The organism is Mycobacterium pseudokansasii (genome assembly GCF_900566075.1).
Lineage (GTDB): Bacteria > Actinomycetota > Actinomycetes > Mycobacteriales > Mycobacteriaceae > Mycobacterium > Mycobacterium pseudokansasii.
Genome location: NZ_UPHU01000001.1, coordinates 1 through 13,749, shown reverse-complemented (window position 1 = coordinate 13,749; position 13,749 = coordinate 1). Strand labels below are relative to the sequence as shown.

Genomic DNA, 13,749 nt, shown 5'->3' with positions numbered 1-13,749 from the left:
CCGAAGGTGAAATGTCCAGCATCACCCGACGTCATGCATTTCGATTTGTGGAGCCTAGGGGAATCGAACCCCTGACACCCGCCTTGCAAAGGCGGTGCTCTACCAACTGAGCTAAGGCCCCTCGTCATTGCGAGGTGGGTGACCAGGCGCGTGATCAGAGGTGGGATCCGGCGCCGCGTGCCACACTTCGGCGTTGCGCCGCGCCCGCACCACCACCGCCACCACCGCAGCGATCGCTGCCAGTGATCGCGCGAGCCTCACGCAACACCTTGACGGGCACATGGTCGTGGGCCTAGGAGGACTCGAACCTCCGACCTCTTCGTTATCAGCGAAGCGCTCTAACCGCCTGAGCTATAGGCCCGGATTCCGGATACGGCCGAGCGACGAGATTACCGCACTCGCCGCCCCACCCCCAAAATGCTAATCCCGGTCGGCCAGCGTCACCTCGATGCCGCCGATCAGATCCGTGGTGAGGTTGTAGACGAACGCCCCGATGGTGGCCATCGCGGTCATCAAAACGATGTTGACCAAGCCGATCAGCACGGCGCCGCCGAAGATCGTGCCGCTGGAGACCAGTTCTGCGCTGCTTCCGCTGGTGTTGTTGAGCAGATCGCCGACGTTGCTGTTGAGCTTGGCCCACACGCCCATGCCGCCGAGCACCAGGTACAGGAACGCCACCGAGATCATCCAGACGAAGAACAGGGCCACCGACAGCAGCAGCGACACCTTCAGCGTGCTCCACGGATCGATCCGCCGGATCTGCATGCTGGCCCGCACCGGTCCGCGGCCACGCCGGGGCGAAACGTGCACACGGGATTCCCGGGATTCGGTGCTCACCGGACGGCTGACGGCGGTCGTAGGTGCCGGCGCGTCGACCGGACGGTCGGGCGCGGGCCTGCGCTGTGCCCGAGGGATAGGTCCCGACAGATCGGGCAACTCGCTGGCGTAGGCCTCAACCGGTGGACCGTCACTGCGGGCCGGAAGGTCGTCGGGCTCCGGTGGGCTGGTCTTCACCGGCCCGGACGGGACACCCGACGGCGCCGAGGTCCCGGTGATGAAGCGGTTCAACCGGGCGTCGACGGCCGAACTCGGGCCGGGTGGCCGGACGTCGGTCGGCGGATCGTTCGGTTGCCACTGCCCGGGCTGAGACGGCCAGGCGCCACCTCGGTGCCGCGACGCAGCGTCTGCGGGCTCTGATGGGCGGCCCGGTCCGGTCGTCGCCCGGTGTGCACCGGCACGCTCTGCCACCGCATCCCCATTCGGTAAGTCGCCCGTATTGGGGGCGCCCGGCTCGTTCGGTGAGGTCACCCCGACTCCTAACATGTGTACCCAGGTCGCTGAGTCTAGTTGCCCTGGTGTTCGGCGGCGGATCCGCCATCCGGATCGTCACCGGGCGGTGACAACACCGGACCCACCGTCATCGATGCGGCCCCCAAGCGTGGTGCCAATGTCGCCGAAGACGACCCCGTGTCCGGCCCCTCTAGCCGGACGGCGCCCGACCGGTCATCCGCGGATTACGATCGATCCGCCGCACCGCAACCGCCACAACCGAAAGTACGAGGACTCGCCGTGAAAGCGGACTCGCTCACCGCGTCCCCTCCTCAGTCGGCCACCGGCGGGCCCACGGCCAGTGTCGCCATGGTCGTCGGTGGGCTCGGGGTCGTCTTCGGCGACATTGGCACCAGCCCTATCTACACGATTCAGACGCTCTTCAGCCCCAGCGACCCACACCCCGTGCCGATTGCCCAGGCCAACGTCTTCGGCATCGTGTCGTTGATCTTCTGGTCGGTGATGATCATCGTCACGCTGACCTACATCACACTTGTGATGCGTGCCGACAACAACGGCGAGGGCGGCATCATGGCGCTGATCACCTTGATCCGGCGCGGCGGCGGCGCGCGAGGTCGTCGCACCGCGAAGACCTTGGCTGCGTTGGGAATCTTCGGCGCGGCACTGTTTTTCGGCGACAGCATGATTACCCCGGCGATATCCGTGCTGTCGTCGGTAGAGGGTCTCAAGGTGATCGAGCCAGGTCTTGAAGACTGGGTCGTGCCCATTACAGCGGTAATCATCATGGCGCTGTTCGACGTCACGGCACCCAGGCGGTCGGGCGGCTCTTCGGACCGGTCATGATCGCTTGGTTCGTGGTGATCGGCGCTGCCGGGTTATTCGGCGTCGCCGACAACCCGGAGATTTTGAAGGCGCTGTCGCCGACCTATGCGCTGGCATTCATGGCCGGTCACTTCCACATCGCCTTCTTTTCTCTGGCGGCGGTCGTCCTGTCGGTCACCGGAGCCGAGGCGCTCTATGCCGACATGGGTCACTTCGGTCGCCGGTCCATCTCGCTCGGTTGGCTGCTTCTCGTGCTGCCGGCCTGCACGCTGAGTTATTTCGGTCAGGGCGCACTGGTGCTCCGCGAGAAGACCGCGGTGCGGGCTCCCTTCTTTCTGCTCACCCCGGAATGGGCGCGGATCCCGATGGTGCTGCTCGCCACGGCCGCAACGGTGATCGCATCGCAGGCAGTGATCACCGGCGCGTATTCGGTGGCATCCCAAGCGGCTCGGCTGGGCTACCTGCCGCGGCTGCGCATCGAACACACCTCGGCGTCGACGATCGGTCAGATCTATGTGCCGTGGATCAACGGTGTGCTCATGGTTGCCGTGCTGACACTGGTGTTCGCGTTCCGCAGCTCGGCGGCGCTGGCCTTTGCGTTCGGGATGGCCGTGACCGGAACGATCACGATCGTTACTCTGCTGTTCCTCTACATCGCCCGAACCCGGTGGGGCACCCCGCTATGGCTGGTGCTGATCGGCGGCGGCGCGTTGCTGCTGGTCGATCTGATGTTCCTGGCCGCAAACCTGACCAAACTCGTGCATGGCGCCTGGCTACCGCTACTCATCGGCCTGGCCGTGTTCACCGTGATGACCACCTGGCAGCAGGGCCGGGTGATCGTCACCCGGGTGCGCGAGCGGGAGGAAGGGCCGCTGCGTGGGTTCGTCGAGGAGCTACGGCAATACGATCCGCCGCTGGTGCGCACCCCGGGAACGGCGGTGTTCCTCAACCGCGGCAACGAGACTGCGCCACTGGCGATGCGAGCCAACGTCGAGCACAACCGCGTCTTGCACGAAAACGTCGTCATCATGTCGATCGACACGATGCCGGTGCCGCGAGTACCCGATGCAGAACGCACAACTATCGACAGCCTGGGCTACTCGCAAGACGGGATCATTCACGTCAGCGCCCGCTTTGGATACATGGAAAGGCCCAACGTCCCGCACGCTCTGAGCCTGCTCGACGCCAAGGAGACGGAGGGCCTTCTCGACATCGACACAGCTTCCTATTTCTTGTCGAAAATCGAATTGACGGCCGGGGCGGACGCCACCATGTCGTCTTGGCGCAAGCGCCTGTTCATCGCCACGTCGTACATCACTGCCGACGCCGCCGCATATTTCAGCCTGCCGCTCGACCGAACAGTGATCATCGGTTCACGAATCGAGATCTGACACCAGATCACTTCCGCCACTGCAGTCTCTCGCAACAGGGCAGCGCCGTCTTGCCCGCGTCACCGTGACACGCGGGCCGCGCAAAGCTGTTAGCGGTGGATGTCACTCGTACTTCCGTTTGGTGACCTCCGCGCGCACCATGGAGAGAGATCGGCGGTTCTCACGAGAGGGAAGGAAGCGCGCGATGAAAGCGAAAGTTGGCGACTACCTCGTGGTCAAGGGCACCACCACCGAACGACACGACCAACATGCGGAGATCACCGAGGTGCGTTCCCAAGACGGCTCACCACCGTACGTGGTGCGTTGGCTGGTGACCGGACACGAGGCGACGGTGTATCCGGGTTCGGATGCGGTCGTCGTCAGCGCGGCCGAACACGAGGAGGCCGCACGACGCGCTGCCGACCGGGCCGGACACCCCGCGACATAGCCGGCACGTCGCTGAGCTTCACCGCGGCCACCGGTTAGTTGCCCGAGCCGTTGCCGTCGTCGGTTTCCCCGACCGCCTCCTCGCTTTCCTCGGCGTTGCGTGCGATCGCCAACAGGGTGTCGCCCTCGCCCAAGTTCATCAAGCGGACACCCTTGGTCTGACGTCCCGCCTTGCGAACCTGTCGTGCCGCCGTCCGGATGACGCCACCTCCGGAGGTGATTGCGTACAACTCGCTGTCGTCGTCGGCGATCAACGCTCCGACCAGCCGGCCGCGCCGACGGTCATACATCACGGTCAGTACACCCTTGCCGCCGCGGCCCTGCACCGGGTACTCCTCGATCGCAGTGCGTTTGGCGTAGCCGCCCGACGTAGCGACCAGCAGGTAGGTGCCTTCACGGACGACGTTCAGCGACAGCAGCCGGTCGTCGGCGTTGAACCGCATGCCCTGTACCCCGGAGGTGGCCCGTCCCATCGGCCGTAGCGCCTCGTCGGTCGCCGAGAACCGGATCGACTGCCCGTTGGCCGAAACCAGCAACAGGTCATCCTCGGCCGAACACAGCACCGCCCCGACCAGCTCGTCATTGTCGCGCAGATTGATCGCCACGATGCCGCCGGAGCGGTTGGAGTCGAAGTCGGTCAGCTTGGACTTCTTGACCAATCCGTTCTTAGTGGCCAGCACCAGATACGGCGCATCCTCGTAACCGCGGATCTGGATGACCTGGGCGATGCGCTCCTCGGGCTGGAAGGCCAACAGGTTGGCGACGTGCTGGCCGCGCGCGGTGCGGGAGGCCTCGGGCAACTCGTAGGCCTTGGCACGGTACACCCGGCCCTGAGTGGTGAAGAACAAGATCCAGTCGTGGGTCGAGCAGACGAAGAAGTGCGCGACGATGTCGTCCTGCTTGAGACCGGCGCCCTGTACGCCCTTCCCGCCGCGCTTTTGGCTGCGGTACAGGTCGGTCTTGGTGCGCTTGGCATAGCCGGTTTCGGTGATGGTGACCACGACGTCCTCGCGCGCGATCAGGTCTTCGTCGCTGACATCGCCGTCGGCGGCGACAATCCGGGTGCGACGGTCGTCGCCGTGCTTGTCGACGATCTCACCGAGTTCGTCGCGCACGATGCCGCGCTGTCGCTCGGGCTTGGCCAGGATGTCTTCCAGGTCGGCGATCTCGGCCTCGATCTTGGCGAGGTCGTCGACGATGCGCTGACGTTCCAGTGCCGCCAGGCGACGCAACTGCATGTCCAGGATGGCCTGGGCCTGGATCTCATCGATGTCGAGCAGCTCGATCAACCCCGCCCGGGCGATGTCGACGGTCTCCGATGCGCGAATCAGGGCGATCACCTCGTCCAGCGCGTCGAGCGCTTTGACCAGGCCGCGCAGAATGTGGGCCCGCTCGTTGGCCTTTCGAAGCCGGTAGCGGGTGCGCCGGATGATGACGTCGAGTTGGTGCTCGACGTAGTAGCGGATCATCTGGTCGAGCCGCAGCGTGCGCGGCACCCCGTCGACGATGGACAGCATGTTGGCGCCGAAGCTCGTTTGCAACTGGGTGTGCTTGTAGAGGTTGTTGAGCACCACCTTGGCCACGGCGTCGCGTTTGAGTTCGACGACGATGCGCACGCCGACCCGCTCGCTGCCCTGGTCTTCGATGTTGGCGATACCGGCAAGCTTGCCGTCGCGGACCTGCTCGGCGATCGACGTGATGAAGTTGTCGTGGTTGACCTGATACGGCAGCTCGGTGATCACCAAAGAGGTGCGGCCGCGCGAATCTTCTTCCACCTCAACGACTCCGCGCATCCGGATGGAACCGCGACCGGTCTTGTACGCGTCGGCGATACCCTGGGATCCGACGATGAGCCCCGCGGTGGGGAAATCGGGGCCCTTGACCCGTTCCATGACCGCGGCCAGCGTCGTCTCTTCGTCGGCGTCGTAATTGTCCAGCGCCCAGAACACCGCGTCGGCCAGTTCGCGCAGGTTGTGTGGCGGGATATTGGTGGCCATGCCCACCGCGATACCGCCGGAACCGTTGGCCAGCAGGTTGGGGAACCGGCTGGGCAGCACCGTCGGTTCCTGCACCCGCCCGTCGTAATTGGGGATGAAATCGACTGTCTCCTCGTCGATTTCGCGCAGCATCTCCATTGCCAACGGGGTCAGCCGAGCCTCGGTGTACCTCATGGCCGCCGGCGGATCGTTGCCCGGCGAACCGAAGTTGCCCTGACCGTCAACGAGCGGATAGCGCAGCGACCACGGCTGCGCCATGCGCACCAGGGTGTCGTAGATCGACGCGTCGCCGTGTGGGTGGTAGTTACCCATCGTCTCGGCAACCGACCGTGCCGACTTGGCGTAGCTGCGGTCCGGGCGAAAACCCGAGTCGTACATCGCGTAAAGCACCCGCCGGTGCACCGGCTTGAGCCCGTCGCGCACTTCTGGCAACGCGCGGCCGACGATGACGCTCATCGCGTAATCGATGTAGCTGCGCTGCATCTCCTGCTGGATGTCGACCGGCTCGATCCGGTCGAGCGAGTCGTCACCAGGGGGCAGCGTCGTGTCTGTCATCTATTCCTCGTTTGTAACTGTGCGCGGGCACGCTTTAGACATCTAGGAAGCGAACATCCTTGGCGTTGCGTGTGATAAAGCTTCGGCGTGCATCCACGTCCTCACCCATCAAGATGGAGAAAAGCTCGTCGGCGGCTGCGGCGTCGTCCAACGTCACTTGACGCAACACCCGCACCGACGGATCCATGGTGGTTTCCCACAATTCCTTGGCATCCATTTCGCCCAGACCTTTGTAGCGCTGGATGCCGTCTTCTTTGTTGATCTTCTTGCCGGCTTTGAGCCCTGCCTCCAGCAACCCGTCACGCTCACGATCGGAGTAGGCGAATTCGGGGTCGGAGCGTTGCCATTTGAGTTTGTACAGCGGCGGCTGGGCCAGGAACACGTGACCGTTCTCGATGAGCGGACGCATGAAGCGGAACAACAACGTCAACAACAACGTCGAGATGTGCTGGCCGTCGACGTCGGCGTCGGCCATCAGCACGATCTTGTGGTACCGCAGCCTCGCGATGTCGAATTCGTCGTGAATACCGGTACCCAACGCGGTGATGATCGCCTGGACTTCGGTGTTCTTCAGCACCCGGTCGATGCGAGCCTTCTCGACGTTGATGATCTTGCCGCGCAACGGCAGAATTGCCTGAAACATCGAATCGCGGCCGCTCTTCGCCGAGCCGCCGGCTGAATCACCCTCCACCACATACAGTTCGGACTTTCGGGGATCAGTCGAGCGGCAGTCGGCCAACTTGCCCGGTAGACCGCCGAGATCAGTTGCGCTCTTGCGGCGCACCAGCTCGCGGGCTTTACGGGCCGCAATCCTGGCCTGCGCCGATGAGACTGCCTTGTTGACAACGGTTTTGGCATCAGCCGGGTTCGCCTCGAACCAATGGGTGAGCTGTTCGTTGCACACCTTCTGCACGAACGACTTCACCTCGGTGTTGCCCAGTTTCGTCTTGGTCTGACCCTCGAACTGCGGCTCACTGACCTTGACCGAAATCACCGCGGCCAACCCTTCCCGGATGTCGTCGCCGGTGAGGTTGGGGTCCTTGTCCTTGAGCAGCTTACGGTCCTTGGCGTACTTGTTGACCACGGAGGTCAGCGCGCTGCGGAACCCCTCTTCGTGGGTCCCGCCCTCATGGGTGTTGATGGTGTTGGCGAAGGTGTGTACCGACTCCGAATAGCCGGCATTCCACTGCATCGCGATCTCCACTTCGTGGCCGGGGCCTTTACCGGAGAAGTCGACGATGCTGCTGTGGATGGCATTTTTGGTGCGATTGATGTGTTTGACAAAGTCAACCAGCCCACCGGGATAGTGGAAGGTACGCCTCTTGACCTTGTGCGGCGCGGCGGATTCGGCCGCCTTCTCGCTGGCCGACTTCGGGGCCTCGGCGACGTCGCTGACCACCTCGTCGACCACCTCGTCCTGGGTCACCCGCTGATCGGTCAGGTTGATGGTCAGCCCCTTGTTGAGAAACGCCATCTCCTGCAATCGTCGTGCGACGGTTTCGAAATCGTACTCGGTAGTCTCAAAAATATTGGGGTCGGCCCAAAACCGCACCGTCGTGCCGGTCTTCTTCGTCGGCGCGCCTTGCTTGAGTCCCATCGGTTCCGATTTCTCGTAAACCTGTGACCACTCATGGCCGTCGCGCTTGATCTCCACCTCCAGCCGGGTGGACAGTGCGTTGACCACCGAGACACCGACACCGTGCAGCCCACCCGATATCGCATAGGCATCGGAATCAAACTTCCCGCCGGCGTGCAGCTGGGTCATCACCACGTCCACGGTCGGTATGCCGGAGGCGTGCACCGCGACCGGGATTCCGCGGCCGTCGTCGGTCACCTCGACACCGCCGTCCTCGAGCAGCACCACGCTCACGGTGGCCGCATAACCGGCCATCGCCTCGTCGACCGCGTTGTCGACCACCTCCCAGATGAGATGGTGCAGACCACGCTCACCGGTCGAGCCGATGTACATGCCCGGGCGTTTACGGACGGCCTCTAGTCCCTCGAGAATCGTGATGGATGCAGCGCCGTATTCGTCTTGGGGCTTCTTCTTCTGGGCAGCCACGGTCCGAAAGCTCTCCTCGGGGTTGCAATGCGAGCGGTCCAGTCACCGCAGCAGGTCGTGTACCTACTGTACCGTGAGCACCTGTCCGCACCGATTCTCTAGGCGCGTTTCCACCTATCTAACTGCGCCGTGCGCTCGATATCTTCTTGAAGGACGCGTCCGGACGTCGGGGATGCGGGTCCGCTTCGTCCTGGTGGATTTCAGACGTGGCCGAAATGCAGCGAGGGCCGACGATTGATGGACCCGGGTTATGGGTTAGCCATAGGTGTCGCGAGGCCCTCTACCGGCGATGTGTCGCGGCCCTTTCCGCCACGACGGTGCGGCCGGGCCGGTGATTTTCAGCGTGGTCACCACGCCGTTGCCCACCGCGGCCGCGATCTTGGCCAATAGTTGGGATTGCATGATCCGCAACTGCGTGGCCCATGCGGTCGATTCGGCGGTCACGCTGAGCACACCGTCGTCCAGACAGGTGGGAGTCGCATGGTCGGCGATCTGCTGGCCGACGACAGAAGCCCACTGGCCCAGCACGGTGCCCTCGGCAACACGTCCGGACCAACCGCGCCTCTTCGCCAGTTCGCGGGCTAGCCTGCCCAACGGTTGCGGATCGCGAGAATCAGGTCCCGGACCCGACCAGCTTCGGCGCTGTCCGGCGACGCGTCGCGAGGAAACCGGCTGCGGTACCGGTCCGCGCCCGACATCCCGTCCCCGGGCACGAGCGGCGGCCTGCGCCTCTGCCAGGGTGCGTCGAACCAAGTCGATGCCGTTGTCGGGTTGTGGGGTGTGCTCCGGTCTTGATTGCTCGCCGTTCACGCTGACACCACCGATACTCGTCCGTCATCACCCTCACGCAAATCGATGTGCACCCGTTTCGCGTCCCAACCCGCCGGAATGTCTTCCGCCACCGCCGCGGTCACCACAACCTGCTCGGCCGACTCCGCCGCACTCGCCAGAGCCCGACGGCGCTTGGTATCCAGTTCGGCAAAAACGTCGTCCAACAACAACACCGGGTGACTACCCTCGACCCGCAACAGTTCGTAGGCGGCCAGCCGCAGCGCCACCGCCATCGACCACGACTCTCCATGGCTGGCAAAACCTTTGGCAGGTTGGTCACCCAACCGCAATTCCAGGTCGTCGCGGTGCGGACCGACCAGGCACAACCCACGTTCCACCTCGGCGCCACGACGCGTGGCCAGCGCCGCCAACAGCCGGGCCTCGAGGTACCCACGATCGGCAATCCCGTGAGGTTCGTCAGATCCGGGGATCACCGACGTCATGCTGGCCCGGTACTCGATGGACGCCGTGCGTGACTCCGGCGCCAGCAGTTGATACGCCTTCGCCACCTCCGGGGCCAATTGGCTCACCAAATCCATACGGGCGGCCATCAATTCGGCGCCGTGTTCGGCCAGTCGGCTATCCCAGACATCCAGCGTGTCCACCACACCGCGGTCCCCTCGATACCGTGCGCCCGCCACGGATTTCAGCAGCGCGGTACGTTGCCGCAGCACCTTGTCGTAATCGGCTCGCACGGCGGCCACGGCCGGACGGCGCACCGTCGCCAAATCGTCCAGGTAGCGACGCCGATCCGCCGGATCCCCGCGGACCAATGCCAAATCCTCGGGAGCGAACAGCACTGCTCTCAACACCCCGACCACCTCGCGGGTGCTGCGCACCGGTGACCGGTTCAGCCGGGCCTTGTTCGCCCGCCCCGCGGCGATCTCGAGGTCCACCGCACATTCTCGACCGTCGCTGACCACGATCGTCGAGATCACCGCACGGTCGGCCCCCGTCCGAATCAGCGGCGCGTCGGTGCCGACCCGATGTGAACCCAAAGTGCTCGAATACCACAGTGCCTCAATAAGATTCGTCTTTCCGAACCCGTTCGGACCAACGTACACGGTCCGCCCCGGGTGCAATTCAAGGTCCGCGTGTGCCCACGAGCGGAAATCACGCAATCCCAAATGCCGGACGTACACCTACTTCGGCACCACAATGATCAGCCCGGCAACCGAACCGGCATCAGCAGGTAGACGTAGTCCGTCGGCGTCGCCGGGAAGGGACCATTACCGGTCGGCGTGGCATCCTCGGCTGATGCGGGACGCAGCAGAGCCGGCTTTCCCGGGTTGGTGAAACCAAAAGACACCCGCTCGGAATGCAACGACCCCAGACCGTCGGTCAGATATGTCGGGTTGAACGCGATCGTCAACGGTTCACCGGCGAAGTCGACGGCAAGGTCTTCCTCGGCTCGTCCGACATCGTCGGCGCCGGCGGAAAGCCGCAGCGTCCCTTCAGCGAATTCCATGCGGACCTGCGCGCCGCGATCGGCGACCAACGCGACCAGCTTGATCGCTTCGGTCAACTCCGCCACATCTGCGGTGGCCACCGCGGTGTGCTCGACCGGCAGCAGTTGGCGAAATTTCGGAAACTCCGCGTCCAGCAGCCGGGTCGTGCTGCGCTTGCCGTTACCGCTGATCCCCAGCAGCCCGTCCTTACCGACGCCGGTGCCGGCACCCAATGACAGCCGGACATCAGATCCGTCACTGTTGGCTTTGGCGGCCTCGGCCAATGTCTTGGCCGGCACCAGCACCGACGCCTCGATGTCCGGCGACAATGCGGTCCACGTCAATTCGCGCACCGCCAGGCGGAACCTGTCGGTTGCCGCCAAAACCACCGTCTTACCGGAGATCTCGACGCGGATACCGGTCAACATGGGCAGTGTGTCGTCACGGCCGGCCGCGATGGCGACCTGGCTGATGGCCTCGGCGAACAGATCCGACGGCAACGTGCCGGTGTCATCGGGCAGCGCCGGCAGCGTCGGGTAGTCCTCCACCGCCATGGTCGGCAGCGAGAACCTGGCATTTCCGCAGGTCAAGGCGACCCGGTTGCCGTCGACGTAGAAATCGACCGGCTTATTGGGCAAGGCGCGAGTGATGTCGGACAACAGCCGGCCTGAAACCAAAACACTTCCCGGAAAAGCTATTTCAGCAGCAACCCGTACTTCGGCAGAGACCTCGTAATCGAATCCGGAAATTGTCAGCCCGTCGTCCGAGCCCGTCAAGAGCACACCTGAGAGCACCGGCACGGCCGGCCTGGTCGGCAGGTTCTTCGCCACCCATGACACCGCCTCGGCGAACGACTCCTTCACCAAGCGAAACTTCAAGTCGGTGAGACCAGTCTGGGTCGTAGCCGCGTCCATTGCGTCCCTTCACCTAACCGTGAGTTCGATCCCTAGATCCATGAGCCAGCTCCCGCCGCCGGCATCGCGACTGCGCCCGTGACATAACGCCGCAACGGCAGTCGAACAACAACCGTAGAACGTCTGGCCCCAAGTTGAAAGCTAATCGTCAACGCCGACATGTCGGGCTGCGCACCCTCGGGAGGGACGCTGTGTGGCGGGTGTCCCCAGACCCGTTCTTCTAAGGACAACCCTCGAATAGATTTCAATAACAGTAATAAGGGGTGTGAGTTCTGGGGATGGCCCGGTGTCGGTGCTGCTAGGCGGCGAACCGGGATGTGGATGACGACATTGAGGGCTGTGTAGGCCGTGTGAGCTGCTGGGGATGAATCGGCGGGTGTGACAACGAAGGCTGAAGTGTGCAACCGAGTTTCGAGAGGCTGTGCACATAACTACACACACCGGATGGGCGTGGCTGCTGTGACTGGCGGGAGAGAAGTTTTTTCACAGAAGGCGGCCGGAAATGGCCCGGACTCATCGCTTGGAACGCTGACGGATCCTTGTTGTGAGCTCTTTGACGTGGTCGAAGACTTCGCGGCGTTCGGCCATTTCGGACAAGATCTTGCGTTGGGCGTACATGACCGTGGTGTGGTCGCGGCCGAACGCCTGACCGATCTTGGGCAGCGACAGATCGGTGAGCTCTCGGCAGAGGTACATCGCGATCTGGCGCGACTGGGCCAGCGATCGGGTCTTGCCTGGTCCGCGCAGCTCTTCGACCGTGGTGTCGAAATATTCGGCGGTGGCCGCCATGATGGTGGCCGCGCTGATTTGCATGGCGGTGGCGTCGGCGATGAGGTCGCGCAGCACGATCTCAGCCAGGGCTTTGTCGATCGGGGTCTTGTTCAGCGAAGCGAATGCGGTGACCCGGATCAGTGCACCCTCGAGTTCGCGGATGTTGCGTTCGATGCTGCTGGCAATGAGTTCTAGGACATCGTCGGGTACCGCGAGCCGTTCCATCTGTGCCTTCTTGCGCAAGATCGCGATGCGGGTCTCCAACTCCGGGGGCTGCACATCGGTGATCAGGCCCCACTCGAACCGCGTCCGCAGCCGGTCCTCGAGTGTGGCGAGCTGTTTGGGCGGCCGGTCGGAGGAGATGACGATCTGCTTGTTCGCGTTGTGCAGCGTGTTGAAGGTGTGGAAGAACTCCTCCTGAATGCCTTCCTTGCCTTCGATGAACTGGATGTCATCGACGAGCAACACGTCGACGTCGCGGTAGCTGCGCTTGAAGGCGACTTTGCGGTCGTCACGCAAGGAGTTGATGAAGTCGTTGGTGAATTCCTCGGTGGAGACGTACTTGACCCGCATCCCCGGGAACAATCGCTGCGTGTAATTGCCGGCGGCGTGCAAGAGGTGAGTTTTACCCAGTCCTGACTCGCCCCAGATGAAGAGTGGGTTGTAGGCGCGCGCAGGTGCTTCGGCGATGGCCAGGGTGGCGGCGTGCGCGAACCGATTCGAGGCGCCGATGACGAAGGTGTCGAACGTGTAGCGGCGGTTGAGGCTGGTTCCACCGGTGGCAGCGACCGCATCGGTGCCCGACGGGCGCTTGGTGAAGTAGGTGGGCCAACTGGGTCGAGGGCTGCCGACGGTCTCGTCGGGGTAGTCGGCGTCTCCTGGGGTTTCAGGTGATGTGTCCCGTGAAACTTCCAGGCCGGGATCATCGGCCGGTTGCGCGCCCTCGTCGGCGTCGGTGGTGGGTGGAGGTGGCGCGATGCGAACACCGAGTTGGATCTGGTGGCCGAGTCGTCGACTCAGCGCGTCGGTGATCGGGGTACGCAGGTGACGCTCGATCTCGTTTTGCACGTAGCTGCTCGGGACCGACAACAGCGCAAACCCCTCGACGATGGTGAGCGGTTGGACAAGGTTCAACCATGCTCGTTGCTGAGGGGTGAGGGGGGTGGTGAGGGTGGTGCCAGTGCCCGAAACGCCGTCAGCGTTGAGTTCCCCGTTGAGTTCGGAGACGACCGCGTTCCACAC

The 13,749-nt window shown here is 63.8% G+C and carries 8 protein-coding genes, 2 tRNA genes and 1 pseudogene; 2 read left to right on the top strand and 9 right to left on the bottom strand.

From position 1 onward, the window contains the following. Positions 1-48 precede the first annotated feature (48 nt). From EET10_RS00055 to EET10_RS00045, 3 genes are all read right to left on the bottom strand, one after another. Positions 49-121: transfer RNA gene (locus EET10_RS00055), tRNA-Ala, on the bottom strand. 166 nt (positions 122-287) lie between these two features. Continuing rightward, positions 288-361: transfer RNA gene (locus EET10_RS00050), tRNA-Ile, on the bottom strand. 59 nt (positions 362-420) lie between these two features. Beyond that, positions 421-1,308, bottom strand: a complete 888-nt coding sequence (locus EET10_RS00045; RefSeq protein ID WP_036404717.1) for a DUF3566 domain-containing protein — start codon at positions 1,306-1,308, stop codon at positions 421-423. Positions 1,309-1,638: 330 nt separating this feature from the next. Between EET10_RS00045 and EET10_RS00040 the strand changes: the two are divergent. After that, a pseudogene (locus tag EET10_RS00040) lies at positions 1,639-3,503 on the top strand (potassium transporter Kup). 184 nt (positions 3,504-3,687) lie between these two features. Continuing rightward, positions 3,688-3,930 (top strand): DUF1918 domain-containing protein, encoded by a 243-nt coding sequence (locus EET10_RS00035; protein WP_036404711.1) that lies wholly within the window; start codon positions 3,688-3,690, stop codon positions 3,928-3,930. A gap of 34 nt (positions 3,931-3,964) precedes the next feature. Here EET10_RS00035 and gyrA read toward each other — a convergent pair whose 3' ends face one another. The 6 genes from gyrA to dnaA form a co-directional block, all read right to left on the bottom strand. Continuing rightward, positions 3,965-6,481 carry a DNA gyrase subunit A gene (gene gyrA, locus EET10_RS00030; RefSeq protein WP_122501798.1) on the bottom strand — a complete coding sequence of 839 codons (2,517 nt, stop codon included), beginning with the start codon at positions 6,479-6,481 and terminating at the stop codon, positions 3,965-3,967. 34 nt (positions 6,482-6,515) lie between these two features. Further along, positions 6,516-8,543 (bottom strand): DNA topoisomerase (ATP-hydrolyzing) subunit B, encoded by a 2,028-nt coding sequence (gene gyrB / locus EET10_RS00025; RefSeq protein WP_036404704.1) that lies wholly within the window; start codon positions 8,541-8,543, stop codon positions 6,516-6,518. Between the two features lie 255 nt (positions 8,544-8,798). Continuing rightward, complete coding sequence (locus EET10_RS00020) at positions 8,799-9,353, bottom strand: DUF721 family protein (protein ID WP_036404701.1); 555 nt, start codon at positions 9,351-9,353, stop codon at positions 8,799-8,801. Then, complete coding sequence (gene recF / locus EET10_RS00015; RefSeq protein ID WP_122501797.1) at positions 9,350-10,516, bottom strand: DNA replication/repair protein RecF; 1,167 nt, start codon at positions 10,514-10,516, stop codon at positions 9,350-9,352. Before recF ends, EET10_RS00020 begins: the two co-directional genes overlap by 4 nt. Positions 10,517-10,536: 20 nt before the next feature. Next, positions 10,537-11,736: a DNA polymerase III subunit beta gene (gene dnaN / locus EET10_RS00010; RefSeq protein ID WP_036404694.1), complete on the bottom strand. Its 1,200-nt coding sequence runs from the start codon at positions 11,734-11,736 to the stop codon at positions 10,537-10,539. A 513-nt stretch (positions 11,737-12,249) separates the two neighbouring features. Further along, positions 12,250-13,749: chromosomal replication initiator protein DnaA (dnaA, locus tag EET10_RS00005; protein ID WP_167480104.1), on the bottom strand; the 1,500-nt coding region annotated here is incomplete at its 5' end.

Coding starts and splice junctions, on each gene's coding strand:
- EET10_RS00035 (WP_036404711.1), top strand. CDS start 3,688: ATGAAAGCGAAAGTTGGCGACTACCTCGTGGTCAAGGGCACCACCACC.
- gyrA (WP_122501798.1), bottom strand. CDS start 6,481: ATGACAGACACGACGCTGCCCCCTGGTGACGACTCGCTCGACCGGATC.
- dnaN (WP_036404694.1), bottom strand. CDS start 11,736: ATGGACGCGGCTACGACCCAGACTGGTCTCACCGACTTGAAGTTTCGC.